The sequence below is a fragment of the Flexivirga sp. B27 genome (assembly GCF_052905685.1).
The window spans coordinates 516,233-531,902 of record NZ_JBPYUM010000003.1; the positions used below are offsets into that span (position 1 = coordinate 516,233).

Annotated in this window: 13 protein-coding genes, 1 tRNA gene and 1 pseudogene; 5 read left to right on the plus strand and 10 right to left on the minus strand. The window is 67.5% G+C overall.

The genetic code is table 11. From position 1 onward, the window contains the following. Positions 1–46: 46 nt before the first annotated feature. From ACSZL9_RS14805 to ACSZL9_RS14815, 3 genes and pseudogenes are all read right to left on the minus strand, one after another. The gene (locus tag ACSZL9_RS14805; RefSeq protein WP_446666273.1) at positions 47–1,519 is read right to left on the minus strand and encodes a phosphatase PAP2 family protein; all 1,473 of its coding nucleotides are present in this window, start codon (positions 1,517–1,519) and stop codon (positions 47–49) included. A gap of 75 nt (positions 1,520–1,594) precedes the next feature. Then, complete coding sequence (locus tag ACSZL9_RS14810; RefSeq protein WP_446666374.1) at positions 1,595–2,695, minus strand: hypothetical protein; 1,101 nt, start codon at positions 2,693–2,695, stop codon at positions 1,595–1,597. Continuing rightward, positions 2,681–3,328, minus strand: a pseudogene (locus ACSZL9_RS14815) (GTP-binding protein); the annotation flags it as partial. The gene ACSZL9_RS14810 and the pseudogene ACSZL9_RS14815, both read right to left, overlap by 15 nt. Positions 3,329–3,507: 179 nt before the next feature. Between ACSZL9_RS14815 and ACSZL9_RS14820 the strand changes: the two are divergent. After that, on the plus strand, positions 3,508–4,620 hold the full coding sequence (locus ACSZL9_RS14820; RefSeq protein WP_446666274.1) for a DNA glycosylase AlkZ-like family protein: 1,113 nt from the start codon (positions 3,508–3,510) through the stop codon (positions 4,618–4,620). A gap of 86 nt (positions 4,621–4,706) precedes the next feature. After that, a complete protein-coding gene (locus tag ACSZL9_RS14825) occupies positions 4,707–5,090 on the plus strand; it encodes a VOC family protein (protein ID WP_446666275.1) in 384 nt (127 codons plus the stop codon). 14 nt (positions 5,091–5,104) lie between these two features. Here ACSZL9_RS14825 and ACSZL9_RS14830 read toward each other — a convergent pair whose 3' ends face one another. Then, entirely contained in the window at positions 5,105–6,382 is a 1,278-nt protein-coding gene (locus ACSZL9_RS14830) for an MFS transporter (protein ID WP_446666276.1), read from the minus strand. Between the two features lie 344 nt (positions 6,383–6,726). On the opposite strand from ACSZL9_RS14830, the gene ACSZL9_RS14835 reads away from it, so the two are divergent. Continuing rightward, positions 6,727–7,101: a VOC family protein gene (locus tag ACSZL9_RS14835; protein WP_446666277.1), complete on the plus strand. Its 375-nt coding sequence runs from the start codon at positions 6,727–6,729 to the stop codon at positions 7,099–7,101. 31 nt (positions 7,102–7,132) lie between these two features. Here ACSZL9_RS14835 and ACSZL9_RS14840 read toward each other — a convergent pair. After that, positions 7,133–7,205, minus strand: a tRNA-Lys gene (locus ACSZL9_RS14840). 251 nt (positions 7,206–7,456) lie between these two features. Here ACSZL9_RS14840 and ACSZL9_RS14845 point away from each other — a divergent pair. After that, entirely contained in the window at positions 7,457–10,009 is a 2,553-nt protein-coding gene (locus tag ACSZL9_RS14845) for a DEAD/DEAH box helicase (protein ID WP_446666278.1), read from the plus strand. Positions 10,010–10,029: 20 nt separating this feature from the next. Then, a complete protein-coding gene (locus ACSZL9_RS14850) occupies positions 10,030–10,674 on the plus strand; it encodes a hypothetical protein (protein WP_446666279.1) in 645 nt (214 codons plus the stop codon). Between the two features lie 271 nt (positions 10,675–10,945). Here the strand turns inward: ACSZL9_RS14850 and ACSZL9_RS14855 are convergent, their stop codons facing one another. The 5 genes from ACSZL9_RS14855 to pstS all read right to left on the minus strand — a co-directional run bounded on the left by ACSZL9_RS14855 (position 10,946) and on the right by pstS (position 15,554). Continuing rightward, positions 10,946–11,230, minus strand: coding sequence for a DUF6349 family protein (locus ACSZL9_RS14855; protein ID WP_446666280.1), 285 nt, complete (start codon positions 11,228–11,230; stop codon positions 10,946–10,948). 239 nt (positions 11,231–11,469) lie between these two features. Further along, positions 11,470–12,246 carry a phosphate ABC transporter ATP-binding protein PstB gene (gene pstB / locus ACSZL9_RS14860; protein WP_446666281.1) on the minus strand — a complete coding sequence of 259 codons (777 nt, stop codon included), beginning with the start codon at positions 12,244–12,246 and terminating at the stop codon, positions 11,470–11,472. Between the two features lie 53 nt (positions 12,247–12,299). Next, positions 12,300–13,298 carry a phosphate ABC transporter permease PstA gene (gene pstA / locus ACSZL9_RS14865; RefSeq protein WP_446666282.1) on the minus strand — a complete coding sequence of 333 codons (999 nt, stop codon included), beginning with the start codon at positions 13,296–13,298 and terminating at the stop codon, positions 12,300–12,302. Further along, positions 13,295–14,302, minus strand: coding sequence for a phosphate ABC transporter permease subunit PstC (pstC, locus tag ACSZL9_RS14870; protein ID WP_446666283.1), 1,008 nt, complete (start codon positions 14,300–14,302; stop codon positions 13,295–13,297). The genes pstA and pstC overlap by 4 nt, the downstream gene beginning before the upstream one ends. A 127-nt stretch (positions 14,303–14,429) precedes the next feature. Beyond that, positions 14,430–15,554, minus strand: a complete 1,125-nt coding sequence (gene pstS / locus ACSZL9_RS14875; RefSeq protein ID WP_446666284.1) for a phosphate ABC transporter substrate-binding protein PstS — start codon at positions 15,552–15,554, stop codon at positions 14,430–14,432. Positions 15,555–15,670 lie beyond the last annotated feature (116 nt).

Below are 15,670 nucleotides of genomic sequence, written 5' to 3' on the forward strand. Positions count from 1 at the left end.
GCGCCGAAAGGCTGAGCAAAAGCAGGAAAGCGGTCCGAGAAATGGTTCACCAGGGGCCGTCGTGCCGCAGCACGGTCAGGGCGCGGCGGTCCACCCGCAGCTGCAGCACGTCCGCCTCTTCGCCGAGTTCACCGTCTCGGGCGATGCACACCGGGCCTCCGCGCAGCACCTCGATCTGCAGCGTCGGCGCGTGGATCTCGCGGTAGCGGCCGTGTCGACCCAGCTGTCCGGTCAGCAGTGCGAGCAGGATGGTCAGCGTCGCGCCGAAGCCGGAGGCGTCGAGCATCCGCAGGTCCAGCAATCCGTCGTCCATGCGTTCACGGAAGCTCGGTGCGAAGCCGTGCGGTTGATATTCGCTGTTGCCCAGGAAGAGCAGGTCGACGGTGCTGGTCCGGTCGTCGACGCGGACGGTGATCGGTCGGGACCGCACCAGGGTGCGCAGTCCGGCATACACCGCCGAGAGCGGTTTGCCGATGCGCTTCTCGTTGCGCTCGCGGATGGCGACGAAGTCGGTGTAGGCGCCGACGCTGGCGGTGTTGAGGAAGAGCTCGTCGTTGAGATAGGCGAGATCGACCTTGGCCGCCGTGCCGTTCTTGACCGCGGTGATCGCCGCGCGCAGCGGGTAGGACGACGCGTCCTTGGCGAAATGGTTGAAGGTGCCGGCGGGGAAGACCGCGAGCGGGACGTCGGCCGCGCGTGCCGCAGTCGCAGCCGTGCGGACCGTGCCGTCGCCGCCCGCGACTCCGAGAACAGCTGCCCGAGAAGCGGATTCGCGCATCACGGCGTCGACATCGACGTCCTCGGTCAGCTCGACGACCTCCACGTCGGGGAGTTCGTCACGAACCTTCTCCAGCACGCGTTTCCCCTCGCCGCTGTGCGAGGCAGGGTTGACCACGAGCAGCACACCGGCTCCGGTGGGCCGCTCCTCCAGCTGTATGACGTCGGGGCGTCGTATGGCGGCCGGCGGCTCCGCCGGAGGAACCAGGCGCGCACCGACCTCGGCGACTGCAGTACCGAGCAGCCACCCGGCCGCGACGTCGGACGGGTAGTGCGCACCCGTCGAGATGCGCGAGAGCCCGACCAGCCCGGCCAGCGCACGCAATGGAAGGGACAGCACCGGCATCTCCGTTCCCACCGCGGTCGCAAACGCCGCCGCGCTGGCAGCATGCCCGCTCGGGAAGCTGGTGGAGACCGGTAACCGGCGCGACAGCCGACTGATCGGCAGTGCTGCGACCGAGGGCCGGACCCGCCGGTTCGTCCGTTTGGCAACCTGATTCGCGAGCAGACTGGTTGCCGCGATGGTCACCACACCACGCAGGGCGGCGCGCTTGGCGCGGCGATCACGGCTGAGACCCAGTGCGCCCGCGATGCCGAACCACAGGACGGAGTGGTCGGCCGCATCGGTCAGCCGCGGCAGCACCTTGTCCAGCAGGGGACCGCGCGCCGCAGCGATGCCCTCGAAGATCGACACGTCGAGGTCGTCGATGTCACCGGCGATGCGCCTGATCCAAGCAATCACGGTTCGTCCTGTCATCGAGATGCGGTGGTGCCGCCATACTGGCGCACGACGGGCCGGCCCACCAGCATCGGCGGCTCAGCGCGGATGCGCCTTGACGTAGGCCGACCAGTTGCCGGGGTCGACGCAGACCCGGGGTGATTGCGGAGGTGCCGCGCGCACCGCACGGTGGTGGTCCAGCCGGCTCTCCCACACACCCTCACCGCTGGTCAGGTCCGGAAGACGACGCTGCACCGAGTCCGTGTGGCGCGTCGGTATGACGCCCTCGATGCGCGCGTCGTGCTCGTCGACCTCGGTGCTGGTGATGTCGGCCTCCCACCGGGCGAGTTCGCCCAGCAGCGTCGGCACCTGCTCGGGGAGCAGGTCGAGGGTGAATGACTCCACCGGCTCGCACACGGTCGTGCCCGCGCGTCGCAGCGCGCGCATCAGCACCGGACGGGTCAGCAACCGAAAGTCTCCGGCCGTGCTGGACATCGACTTGTCGAACGTCCCATGGGCGTGTGACTGGCGCGCCCAATACCCCGAATGCGTCATGGTGACAACGCAATCGGTGACCTGCCAGCCACTGAGCCCCTGCCGCAGGGTGTCATCGACCGACGACCTGACCGCGGTGAAGAACGCCGGCGGCATCGAGCCCGCCTCGACCTCCAGCGCGAAGCTGACGCCGCTGCCGACCGGACCCGGCTCGATCCGCAGACCGACCGTCGCCAGGTAGGGGTTCGGTGGCGTCGCGATGACCTCGTATGCCGACCCGCTGCCGGTCACGCGCTCGATGCAGATGACCGACAGCGGACGGAACGTCGCCGCGACCCCGAACTCGTCGGCCAGCCGTGCCTCGATCACCTGTCGTTGGACTTCGCCGTGCAGCGACAGCCTGATCTCCCCGCGAGCGTCATCCTGCCGAAGATTGATCAGCGGGTCCTGGTCGGCGAAGGTTGCCAGGCCCGCCAGCAGGTTCCCCCGCTGCGCCGGATCTGCAGCGTCCACAACGGTTTCCAGCGTCGATGGCCGCAGCGTGCTGACGGTGCGGGCGCTGTCGGCACCGATCCGGTCGCCGACCCGCGGATGGTCGATCCCTGTCACGACGCCGATCCCGCCGGGGGAGAGCGCCTTGGTGCGTTTGCCCGTCGGGTCGCTGATCGCGGTGATGCGGGACCGCTGGTCCAATCGGTCGCGCACCCGGACGGTCCCGTCGTGTACGCGGATCCACGCCCGGCCGTCGCGCTCCACGGAGAAGACGGTCGCCGAGGCAGGTGCGTCGGGACGGGCAGGTGACGGCGACATGTGCCGGATCTGCTCGATGAGTCCGTCGACGCCCGCTCCGGTCCGCGCCGAGCCGTGCAGCACGCGGGTGCCGGCAGCAGGCTTGAGACGGTGCCTGATCTGCTCCTCCACCCGGTCGGGGTCGGCTCCGGCCCGATCGAGCTTGTTGACGAAGATCGTGGTCGGGACGTCCAGTCGCTGTAGCGCGCGCATCAGGATGCGCGTCTGTGGCTGGACGCCCTCGACGGCGGAGACGACGAGCACGACGCCGTCGAGGATGGTGAGCGCGCGCTCGACCTCCGCGATGAAGTCCGGGTGCCCAGGAGTGTCAACGAGATTGACGCGCAGGTCACCGATGGTGAAGCTTGCGACGGCTGTCCTGATGGTGATGCCGCGCTCGCGCTCGAGCGCCATGGTGTCGGTCGCGGACGTGCCGCTGTCGACACTGCCGAGGTGGTCGATGGCGCCCGTTTCGAAGAGGAGCCGCTCGGTCAGAGTGGTCTTACCGGCGTCGACGTGAGCGAGTATTCCGAGGTTGAGTGTGTGCAAGGGTCCTGTCCTTGGCCGCAGTGAAATGGATCGGTGCGGTGCGGGAAGGACGGCGCATCGGCATACTCCTCGGATGTCGGACAGAACACGCCCAGTCCAGCAGAGGCTTCTTCGCAGGGACAACCGATTTTCCGCCGCGTGTGCAGGTAGCGGGCGGCGTCCGCGCTTACGGTGGTCGGGTGAGCACACGACTCGACAGTGCGAGGGCCATCGCGTGGCGTCTGGGTCGGCACCGGCTGACCGGTCGGGGTGCGAAGTCGCTGCTGGACGCCGTACGTGCCGTGGTCGCGCTGCGCGGATGGCCGCTGGATCTCGCCGAACTCGCCGTCGCAGCGCGGCGATCCGAGCCCGATGCCGATGGCCTGACTGGCGCGCTGGCAGCCGGTGACGTCATACGCAGCTACGCATTCCGCGGCGGCTCATACGTTTTCACGCCTGAGATCGGTGCCGTGCTGCTGTCGGTCCACACCGCCGGGCGCTCGTGGGAGAAGGAGCGATTCCAGCGACAGGCCGGCTTCGAGCTGGCCGACTGGGAGCCGTTCCGTGTCGCGATGCGGGAGATCCTCGAGACCGGTCCCAAGACTCGCCCGGAGATCGCGGAGGAGTTGGCCGGACGGCCGGAACTGCGGCACCTCGCCGATGCCGCTGCCGGCGCGGGCGCAGACACGCTCTACAAACCGCTGCACTGGTGGGGCGACATCTGCTTCGGACCGGAGCGCGACGGGCAGGCGACCTTCCGGCAACTGGACGGCGACGCGGCCTGGCCCGGACTGCCAGACGTCGACGATGCCGGGCGCGCTGCGATCGAGCTCTACCTCGGTGCCTACGGTCCGGCGACGGATGCCAACCTGCACTACTGGCTGGCCGAGGGGCTCGGCGCGCCCCGGCGACGAGTCCGGCAATGGCTCGCTGACCTCGACGACCGCGTCACCGAGGTCGCTGTCGGCGACGTTGCGGCATACGTCCGCACGACCGACCTGGACGCGATCGCGACGACCGAGCCGACGGACGAGCTGCAGCTGCTGCCGGGCTTCGATCCGTGGATTCTGGGGCCGGGCACTGCTGACACGAGGATCCTTGCGGCGCAACGTCGTTCGCTCGGCACGCGCGGTGCCAACCTCGTCATACGAGGCGGGGTCGTGTCAGGTGTATGGCGCCGGCAGCGCGACGAGGTCATGGTGTCGTGGTTCGACGAGGCAGGCCCCGCACCCGAGGCGGATCTCGAGGCCGCGACCGCACAGCTGGGACGCGGTGAACCGCTGACGGTTGTCGTGCAACGGACGAGCGTCTGAGCACCGGACAGAGCCTGACCGGAAGCGCTCCTAACGTCGCACCGTGCTCGAAAGACCGGGCACTTCATTCGATGAAGGAGACAACCGTGCAGTTCGCCGCAACCCGTATCGTCACCGACGACGTCGACGCCTTGGTCCAGTTCTACGAAAGGGTGACCGGAGTCGCCGCGGATCGGCTGCACCCGTTGTTCGCCGAACTGCGCACCGACTCCGGCGTGCTCGCGATCTCCAGCACGCAGACCGTTCCGCTGCTCGGTGAGGGCGTGGCCGAAGCGAGCGCGAACCGGTCTGTCGTGCTGGACTTCCACGTCGACGACGTCGACGCGACATACGCCGCACTCCGGTCGGAGATCGACACCTTCGTCAACGAGCCGACGGTCATGCCGTGGGGCAACAAGTCGTTGCTCTTCCGCGACCCGGACGGCAACCTGGTCAACTTCTTCACCCCGGTGGCCGTGCCGGCGCAGTGATCGTGCCCGAGTAGTCAGGCGATCTCGTCCGCTGCCCGGTCGGGCACGGAACGGCCGGTGCTGCCCGGTCGGAGTCGTGCGAACAATGCCGCGGCGGGGGTGAGGAGCACCGCCGAGATCACCATGGCGAACGGGATGGATGTGCGGCCTGCGAGTGCGCCCAGTGGTGGCCCACCGACGACTTGGCCGAGCGCATCCGCCTGGCTGGTGAGCGAGATGGTCGTTGCCCGTGCCCGCGAGTCCACATTGCGCTGCAGCCACGCGGACTGGACCGGAGCCGCGATGGTCTGAGCGGACTTGCGGACCCACATCGCGATCATCGCCGGCCACAGCGAACCCAGGAGAGCGAAACCGACAACGCCGGCAACCTGCACCAGGGTCAGTGCCGCGAGTAGCCCTCCCGGGTGCAGCGCATTCACCCGCTGCGCCGCGACCTTATTGGTGACGAGACTGGCCACCAGCGCGATGAGTGACCCGATCAGCGCGAAGACGGTGAACCACCCTGCAGTGTCGTGGATTCCGAAAAGGTTCGGCAGTGCGAACGTGTCGACGACGCGCGCCGTCCAGAGTCGGTCGAACACCTCCGAAGAGATGCCGGCGATGACCGCGATCACCATGAAGGAACGGACGACGCCCCGCTTGCGAGCCGCGTGCACGCCGGTGATGAAGGTCTGCTTCATCTGTGCCCAGTTCTCCCGCTCGGCGCGCGGAGTCGGCACGAAGCCGGTTTCGGGCATCCGGACGGTCATGACGGCGGCGAGCACGAGATAACCGGTGCCGCCGATCAGCATCGGCCAGTGCAGGTTCACGTGGCCGATGAGACCGGCCAGCACGATGCCGAGCACGCCGAGCACCAGGTGTTGCTGCTCGAAGCGGGTGAACAACGGCTGTACTGCGTCCGCCCCCACCTCATCGGTGATCCAGGCGTCGACGGCGCCCGAGATGAACGTGAAGCCGAGCCCCCAGATCACCTGAGCGATCACGAGTGGCCAGAACGATGCCCAGAACCCTTGCAGCAGGATCGCGGATCCGACGACGACCGCTCCGATCAGTGCGGAGAGACGTCGGGAGTAGAGGTCCGCGACGATGCTCGTCGGGATCTCGAAGAGGAAGCAACTGGCTTCCATGGCCGCGCCGACGACCATCAGTTGCCCGGGCGAGAGGTGGGCGACCTGCACCTGGTAGAGCATCGAGAGCGTGAATGCGATCGAGTGCATCAATGACCAACTGCCCTCCCACCACAGGTAGGCGGTTCGGGCGGGCAGCGGCCATCGGCCGAGAACATTAGACATTGGTGACAGAAATCCTTGAGTAGTGCGCGCATTGGCGCGAGCGGTCACGAAACGCGACTGCGTGGGCACGCAAAAGTGGCGGTGGATCCAGGACGGATCGACCGTTGGGTTCGTGCCGGTGCACCCGAGGTGTCGGCCCGACGGTTACTCGGGCCGAGAGCTCAGTTCATGGGGTGCAAACCACTCAAGCTGGACGATGCATGCACCGAAGATAACGGACACCGCGCCGGGGCTGCATCCGAATTGCCCGCGCAGAGCACAACGGACGGAAACTGACCGGAAGCGCTCCTACCGTCGTGGCGAGCTCGAGCCGTCGAGCACTCGCCCACGAAGGAGAGACAACCATGCAGTTTGCCGCCACCCGGATCGTCACCGACGACGTCGACACGTTGGTCAATTTCTACGAGAAGGTGACCGGCATCGACGCGCACCGCTTGCACCCGTTGTTCGCCGAGCTGCGGACCGACTCGGGCACGCTGGCGATCTCGAGCACGCAGACGGTGCCGTTGCTCGGTGAGGGTGTTGCCGAGGCCGCCGCCAACAGGTCTGTCGTGTTGGACTTCCGCGTCGATGACGTGGACGCGACATACAGGGCGTTGCAACCGGTGATCGACACATTCGTCAACGAGCCGACGTTGATGCCATGGGGCAACAAGTCGCTGCTCTTCCGTGACCCCGACGGCAATCTGGTCAACTTCTTCACGCCGGTCGTCGGTTAGTGCGCAGGAGTGCGGCCGACCGTTGCTGCGGTGGGCCCTGCGGGGCTCGAACCCGCAACCAATGGATTAAAAGTCCACTGCTCTACCAATTGAGCTAAAGGCCCTGGTGCGCCCGTAAGAGTAGTCAAGCCAGGCTGGGAGCGTCACATCGGCCGCCGGCCTTTCGAGACGCTTGCTCGTTCCTCACAAGCTCCTCAAGGACCTTGCTGGTGGTCTGCGGTGGCCGAGGAGGGCGGAGGAGCGCAGCGGGGGAGTCCGTCTCGAGGTCCCGCCCGGCGGCCCGTTTCGGTTATGCCGAAAGTGCGCTCGACCGCACTCTTGGCAGTACCGAGGGGCCTGGGAGGATGGGCGCACCATGAACCTCTACGACCGCCTGCCCGAAACCGACGATCCCGATGCGACATACGAGCGGTTCGTGGACTGGGCGGGCGACCGGGGGCTGACGCTCTATCCGCACCAGGAAGAAGCGACCATCGAGCTGCTCGCAGGCGCCAACGTCATCCTCGCGACGCCGACCGGCTCCGGGAAGTCGATGGTCGCAACGGCGGCCGAGTTCGCAGCGCTGGCCGGCGACCGGGTCAGCTTCTACACCGCGCCGATCAAGGCGCTGGTGTCGGAGAAGTTCTTCGCCCTCTGCGAGACCTTCGGCGCCGACAACGTCGGCATGCTGACCGGCGACGCGTCGGTCAACGCCGACGCCCCGATCATCTGCTGCACCGCGGAGGTGCTGGCCAACATTGCGCTGCGCGAGGGCCGCACGGCCGACGTCGGCATGGTGATCATGGACGAGTTCCACTTCTACTCCGAGCCGGAGCGCGGTTGGGCCTGGCAGGTGCCGCTGCTGGAGCTTCCACAGGCCCAATTCCTGCTGATGTCAGCGACTTTGGGCGATGTCACGATCTTCGAGGAAGAGCTGACCAAGCGCACCGGTCGACCGACCGCGACGGTCGCACAGGCCGAACGCCCGGTGCCGCTCGCCTTCAAGTGGGCGATGACACCGCTGCACGAGACCATCGAGGAGTTGCTCTACGCCAAGGAAGCCCCGGCGTATGTCGTGCACTTCACCCAGGCCGCGGCCCTCGAGCAGGCCCAGGCGCTGATGAGCATCAACATGCTCAGCAAGGCGGACAAGGAGCGGATCGCCGAGATGATCGCCGGCTTCCGCTTCTCCGCCGGCTTCGGCAAGACGCTGAATCGGTTGGTGCGGCACGGGATCGGCGTCCACCACGCGGGGATGCTGCCCAAATATCGGCGGTTGGTCGAGACCCTCGCGCAGGACGGGCTGCTGAAGGTCATCTGTGGCACCGACACTCTCGGCGTCGGCATCAACGTCCCGATCCGGACCGTCATCTTCACCGGCCTGACGAAGTTCGACGGCACCCGCCAACGGCTGCTGAAGGCGCGCGAATTCCACCAGATCGCAGGTCGTGCGGGGCGGGCCGGCTTCGACACCAGCGGCACCGTCGTCGTGCAGGCGCCGGAGCACCAGATCGAGAACGCCCGAGCGCTCGCCAAGGCCGGCGACGACCCGAAGAAGCTGCGCAAGGTGCAGCGCAAGAAGCCGCCCGAAGGATTCGTCAACTACACCGAGGAGACGTTCGACAAGCTCGTCCATGCTGACCCCGAGCCACTGCAGTCGCGCCTGCGCGTCACGCACTCGATGCTGCTCAATCTCATTGCCCGCGAAGGCGATCCGTACGCCGCGGTGCGCGACCTCGTCCGAGACAACCACGAGGATCCGCGCCGACGCCGGCGGCTCGCGAAGCGCGCGATCACCCTCACCCGGGAGCTGCTCACGGCGGGAGTCGTCGAGCGCCTGCCGGAGCCGCTGCCGGACGGGCGCGGCATACAGCTGGTGGCCGACCTGCAGGACGGGTTCGCGCTCAATCAGCCGTTGGCGCCCTTCGCGCTCGCGGCTCTCGACGTGCTGCCGGATCCCGATGACCCGGCGACCGACCAACTGACCCACGCGCTCGACGTGGTCTCGGTCATCGAGTCGATCCTGGAGGACCCGCGCCCGATCCTCCTCGCCCAGCGACGCAAGGCCCGCGGCGAGGCGGTTGCGCAGATGAAGGCCGACGGCATCGAGTATGACGAGCGCATGGAACTGCTGGAGGACGTCGGCTGGCCGCAGCCGCTCGCCGAGCTGCTCGAGGCGGCGTTCGAGACCTATCACGCAGCACAACCGTGGGTGGGGGAGCAGGCGCTGTCGCCGAAGTCCGTGGTCCGCGAGATGTACGAAAATGCCTGGAGCTTCGGCGATCTCGTGCGCTACTACGAGATCGCCCGGTCGGAGGGGATCGTGCTGCGCTACCTGACCGACGCCTACCGGACGTTGCGTCAGACGGTGCCCGACAGCGCCAAGACCGAGGAGCTCTCCGACCTCATCGAATGGCTCGGCGAGGTCATCCGGCAGACCGACTCCAGCCTGCTGGACGAGTGGGAGGAGTTGGTCAACCCGGCGCTGCACGAGGAGCGCGAGTCGGCCCTGGTGCACACTCCCCGGTCGATCACGACCGGCAAGGCCTTCGGCATCCAGGTCCGCCGCGGAATGTTCCGCCGCGTCGAGCTGGCTGCCCGACGGGACATCGTCGCGCTGGCCGCACTCGAACGCTCGGTCGCTGCCTCCACCGAGCCGGCGACCGAGACCGTCATGGACGAATCCGCCTGGCACGACGACCTTTCGGCATACTTCGACGAGCACGAGGAGATGCTGCTCGACGCGGACGCCCGGGGCCCGGCATACCTGCGGATCGAGCGCGGCACGGAGAAGTGGGAGATCCGGCAGGTGATCCACGACCCGGAGGGCAACGGTGACTGGGGGATCGACGCCGAGGTCCCGCTCGCGGCCAGCGACGCCGCCGGGCAGGCCGTCATCGTGGTCCTGGGGCTGAACCGGCTCGACTGAATCACCTACCGTGGAGGGCGATGACTAGCGACAACGAGCCGCGTCGTCCGCGACGCCCCGCAATGTTCGACCCTGCTGCGCTCGACGCCCAGACGTCGAGCGCCGCCGACCCGGCACAGGTGTCGGAGATCGCGCACGAGACGGCAGCGGCGCTCGTGGGCAAGGGACGTGCGGCGGACGATCCGGAGCTCACCAAGCGACTGGTCAGCCTGGTCGACGAGCTCGGTATGGCGACCGTCGCAGAATTGTGGGCCGACCGTCCGGCGGTCAGCCTCCCGGGCACGTTGTGGCGTCTCTATGCGATCCACGAGTCGGTGCGGCGGGACGGCACGGCGGCGGCCGCCGACTATGACCTGGGCCGGCGGGTGGCGGACGTCCAGCACGTCATCGCCGGGGCCGCGGAGCCGCCGTCGCCCGAGGCGTTGCGGGAGCTGACCGACGCCATCCTGACCGGCGTTTTCGACGGTGATCTGTCCGTGGCGCTGGAGCGGGCAGCGGCGTTCTGCCGGATCATCTCGATCGGACGGGCGCACCGGGCCGACGACCACGACGGGTATGACCAGCGCGCCGCCGCTGCCGTCACCCGCAGCGCTGTGGCGCTGCTCGACACGGCGCGGGACCTGGAGCGGGCGGCCTCCGCGTGGCGCGCGGGCACTTTGGACTGACTGACCGACTGACCCATGTGCCGAGAGGCCCCTCGTTTGCCGAGGGGCCCCCGGATTCGGACGCATTTAGCCCCAAATCCCTGGTCCTGTCAGTATTTGCCGGTTCTCTCGGCGAGAAGGCTGGTGCGTCGGGCCGGGAGCGCCTCACGGCGCACGGCCGCTCGTAGCGGCTAATTTTGGGACCCGGGGCTGCCGCGGCCCGACGCACCATGAAGCCTAACGGCGTCGAAGAGCGACTTGTTCCACGTTCGGGAGATCGATTTCGGTCGACCTAGCGGTGGTCGGTGGCGCCGAGGCGGACCTTGCCCTTGCCCGAGCATCCTGCGCGGTGGTCGCGCGCGTCCTCGCGGGCTTTGTCACGGGACCGGCGGGCGCGGCCGGTCCAGTCGCAGCTCTTGCAGTAGCCGAACGCAAAACTGCCGTTCTCCTTGGTGGGCTCGTCCTCGAGCCGCACGAGCGGAGTTGTCGAGGTGCGACCGTGGGAGTCAGCGACCTTCAGGGTGTTGCCTTTGCGTCCGCGAAACAGCGGTCGCCGGCTGTCCTTGTCTTTTCCCACGGGTAAATGATGCAGGAACGGCCGATGAAGTGCACCCGCGGCCCGGGTGAATCGCGGACGTTGTGGCGAGTCTCACGACAAAGCGGACGCCAGTGAAACGACCAAACTCAACGGGCACGGCCAAGGCGACCGAACGACAAGCGGACGCCCGTGAGGCGACGACCAAGACGGAGGGGTGGGGGCAGCGAGCGAGCTCGCGACCCCACCCCTCCGTCTTGCGAGGAGCCGAACAAGGGGACTCAGCCGAAGCGCCCGGAGATGTAGTCCTCGGTCGCCTTCTTGCTGGGGTTGTTGAAGATCTGCTGTGTGTCGTCCATCTCGATCAGGTTGCCGGGCTTCCCGGTGGCCTCGAGGTTGAAGAACGCGGTGCGGTCCGACACCCGGGCCGCCTGTTGCATGTTGTGGGTGACGATGACGATGGTGAACTGCTCCTTGAGCTGCGTCACCAGGTCCTCGATCGCCAGCGTCGAGATCGGGTCCAGGGCGGAGCACGGCTCGTCCATCAGCAGCACCTGCGGCTCGACGGCGATCGCCCGGGCGATGCACAGGCGCTGCTGCTGACCACCGGACAGGCCGGCGCCGGGCTTGTTCAGCCGGTCCTTGACCTCGTTCCACAGGTTGGCGCCGACCAGCGACTCCTCGACCTTCTGGTCCAGCACCTTCTTGTTCTTGACCCCGTTGAGCCGCAGCCCGGCGATCACGTTGTCGCGAATCGTCATGGTTGGGAAGGGGTTCGGGCGCTGGAAGACCATCCCGACGGTGCGGCGGACGGCAACCGGGTCGACCGAGGACGCGTAGAGGTCCTCGTCGTCGAGCATGACCTTGCCCTCGACCCGGCCACCCGGGGTGACCTCGTGCATCCGGTTGAGGGTGCGCAGGAAGGTCGACTTACCGCAACCCGACGGCCCGATGAATGCCGTGACGGAGCGTGGCTCGACGGTCATCGTGACGCCCGCGACGGCCTTGAAGTCGCCGTAGAAGACGTTCAGGTCCTGGACGTCGATTCGCTTACCCATGAAGTGTCTTTCCTTGTATGTCGCGTGAGGTTCCGCGTCGCCGCAGGTGCGGCTCAGCCCTTGACCTTGGTGAAGTGTCCGATGAGGCGGCCGATCAGGTTGATGACCAGCACCAGCAGGATCAGGGTGCAGGCCGCACCCCACACCCGGTCGGCGCTGACCGGATCGCCGGCCATGTTGGGCAGGTTGGTGTTGATCAGGGTCGGCAGCGCCGCGATGTTGCCGGAGAAGAGGTTCTCGTTCAGGAACTGCGAGTACTGCGCGAGGATCAGCAGCGGGGCCGTCTCACCGGCGACCCGGGCGAAGCCGAGCAGCGACCCGGTCACGATGCCGGAGAAGGACGTGGGCAGCACCACCTTGACGATGGTCTTCCACTTCGGCACACCCAGGGCGTATGACGCCTCACGCAGCTCGTTCGGGACGAGCTTGAGCATCTCCTCGGTGGAGCGGCACACGACCGGCACCATCAGCAGCACCAGAGCCAGTGAGGAGCCGAAACCGTTGAGTTGCCAACCGAAGAAGGTCACCCAGACCGCGTAGATGAACAGACCGGCCACGATCGACGGCACACCCGAGAGGATGTCGACCATGAAGCTGATCGCCCGGGCCATCCAACCGCGGCCGTATTCCACCAGGTAGATCGCGGTCATGACGGCGATCGGGATGGCGATGACGGACGTGCCGATCGCGATCAGCAGCGTGCCGACGATCGCGTGGCGGGCACCGCGCACCTCGGTGTCGAAGCCGGGTGCGCCGACTCCTGACTGGTCCTTCTGCCACCAGGTGACGTCCAGCATCGTGCCCAGGCCCTTGGACAGCACGGTCCACAGGATCCACGCCAGCGGGATCAGCGCGATCAGGAATGCCGCCCAGATGATGACGGTCGCGAGGTTGTTCTTCAGCGCACGCAGGCCGGACTTGCCGTGGTCGATGCCGCCACCCAGCGGCTCGTCGCCCGGCGGCCGTCCACCGGGAGCATCCTGCTCCGGCGGCGTCTGCTGCGAAACCTTCGAAGGGGCAACGGGTTTCAACGCGGTCTTCTCGCTGCTCATTCGGAGAATCCACTCCTGCGTTCGATGACGATGCGGGCCAGCGCGTTGACCACGAAGGTCAGCACGAAGAGCACCAGGCCCGCGGCGACATACGCCCCGGTGCCCACGCCCGGGGTGAACTCTGCGGCGCTGTTGGCGATCTTGGAGGCGAAGGTGTCACCGCCGTTGAACAGTGACCACGTCCACTTCGTGCCGTTCGGCAGCGAGGACAGGATGTAGAGCACGGCGACGGTCTCGCCGAGCGCCCGCCCGAGTCCGAGCATGGTCGCGCTGATGATGCCGGTCTTGCCGAAGGGGAGCACGGCGGTGCGGATCATCTCCCACTTGGTGGCGCCGAGTGCGAGTGCCGCCTCGCGGTGCGAGAGGGGCGCCTGGTTGAACACCTCGCGGGTCAGTGCGGTCACGATCGGTAGCACCATGATCGCCAGCACGATGCCCGCGAGCATGATCGTCGTGCCGCCGCCGACGCCGCCGACCTTGCTGAACAACGGGATCCAGCCGAGGTTGTCGGAGACCCAGTCCTGCAGGGGCGCGTATTTCGGGGCGACGATGAAGTATCCCCACAGGCCGTAGACGATCGACGGCACCGCGGCCAGCAGGTCGATCAGGGCGGCTGCCGGGCCGGCCAGCCACTTGGGTGCGTACTGCGTGAGGAACAGGGCGATCGCGATCGAGAACGGCACGGCGATGATCAGCGCGACGACCGAGGTGGCCACGGTCGTCCACAGCATCTGCACGATGCCGAACTCCCGCGTCGAGATCTCCCAGTCGCGGGTGGTCAGGAAGCCGGCCTTGTCCTCGCTGATCGCCGGCACCGCCTGGCTGAGCAGGAAGACGGCGATCAGCGCGACGATAGCGATGACCAGCAGGCCGCTGCCCGAGGCGGCGCCGGCGAAGATGCGGTCACCTCGTCGTCCGGTGCCCGCGTGGTCGCCCTTCAGCGGCGGCCGACCGTCGGGGTCGGGCAGCTCGTCGGCGAGCGATGCGCCGGTCGATGAACTCATCTGGTCTCCGTGAACTGTGCGGTGCGCTGGGCGCGTGCCGCGGAAGGGTGCTGTATGTCGAGCGGGTATGACGCGCGCGAGCGGGGACGTCGTTGTTGCCGACGCCCCCGCAAGCTTGGCACGCCGGTCAGCTGATCGAGCCGATCGTGTCGACGACCTTGGACTGGATTGGTGCCGGCAGCGGTGCCGCGCCGACGCCGGTCAGCTTGTCCTGGAACTCCGGGGAGGCCATGAAGGACAGGAACGCCTTGACGTTCTTGGCGGTCGTGGCGTCGGAGTACTTCGAGCAGGCGACCTCGTAGGTGACCAGGATGATCGGGTAGGCACCCTCGGCCTTGGTCTTGTAGTCGATCTTCAGCGACAGGTCCTTGCCCTTGCCGACGACCTTGGCGGCCTCGACCGCCTTGCCGGCCGACTCGGCGGTGAGCGGGACACCGTCGACGGAGGCCATGCTCAGCTTGTTCTGGATGGCGTAGCCCCACTCGACATACCCGATGCCGCCGTCGGTGGCCTTGACGGCGCTGGCGACGCCGGCGGTCTTGGCCTTGCCCTGGCCGACCTTGCCCTTCCAGGCCTTCTCGTGCTCGTAGGGCCAGTCCTTCGGGGCGACGGTGTTCATGTAGTTGGTGAAGTTGTCGGTCGTGCCCGAGGAGTCGGAGCGGAAGAAGACCGAGATCTTCGTGGCCGGCAGGTCGGCGCCCTTGTTGGCGGCCTTGATCGCCGGGTCGTTCCACTTGGTGATCTTGCCGGAGAAGATCTGGGCGATCAGCTCAGGGGTGAGGTTGAGCTTGCCGACACCCTTGAGGTTGTAGGACACGGCGATCGGGCCGGTGACCATCGGGATGTTCAGCGCCTCGGAGTTGCACGCCTTCTTGGCCTTGGCCGGCTCGCCCTTGTCGGGGTTGAGCGCGGAGTCCGAGCCGGCGAAGTCCACCTGCTTGGCGATGAACTTGGTGATGCCCGCGCCCGAACCGGTGCCGTTGTAGGTGATCTTCGCGCCGTTGCACTTGGCCTGGTAGTTCGAGATCGCCTGGGTGATGGCGTTCTGCTGGGCGGTGGACCCCTCCGCGGACAGGCTGCCGGAGAAGCAGGCCGTGTCGCCGGATGCAGCGGCGCCGGATGCAGCGCTGCCGTTGGACGCCTTGCCCGCCGATCCGCTGGAGTCGGAGTTGGACGCGCTGCCGCAGGCCGTGAGCGCGAGCGCTGCTGCAACGGCGACGCCGGAGGCGCGCCCAATACGCGTGATCTTCAAGAGAACTGCCTTCCCGGAATGACTTTGTTCGACCGACCACGTTGGCCGGTCAACGGTGACGGTAGGGAAGCCGGGTGACGTGTTATCACCCCGCTGGTGAACGCGGGGTGAACGGG

Excerpts from the sequence above, each read along its gene's own strand:
- ACSZL9_RS14830 (WP_446666276.1), bottom strand. The coding sequence starts at position 6,382 with ATGTCTAATGTTCTCGGCCGATGGCCGCTGCCCGCCCGAACCGCCTAC.
- ACSZL9_RS14835 (WP_446666277.1), top strand. The coding sequence starts at position 6,727 with ATGCAGTTTGCCGCCACCCGGATCGTCACCGACGACGTCGACACGTTG.
- ACSZL9_RS14845 (WP_446666278.1), top strand. The coding sequence starts at position 7,457 with ATGAACCTCTACGACCGCCTGCCCGAAACCGACGATCCCGATGCGACA.
- ACSZL9_RS14850 (WP_446666279.1), top strand. The coding sequence starts at position 10,030 with ATGACTAGCGACAACGAGCCGCGTCGTCCGCGACGCCCCGCAATGTTC.
- pstB (WP_446666281.1), bottom strand. The coding sequence starts at position 12,246 with ATGGGTAAGCGAATCGACGTCCAGGACCTGAACGTCTTCTACGGCGAC.
- pstA (WP_446666282.1), bottom strand. The coding sequence starts at position 13,298 with ATGAGCAGCGAGAAGACCGCGTTGAAACCCGTTGCCCCTTCGAAGGTT.
- pstC (WP_446666283.1), bottom strand. The coding sequence starts at position 14,302 with ATGAGTTCATCGACCGGCGCATCGCTCGCCGACGAGCTGCCCGACCCC.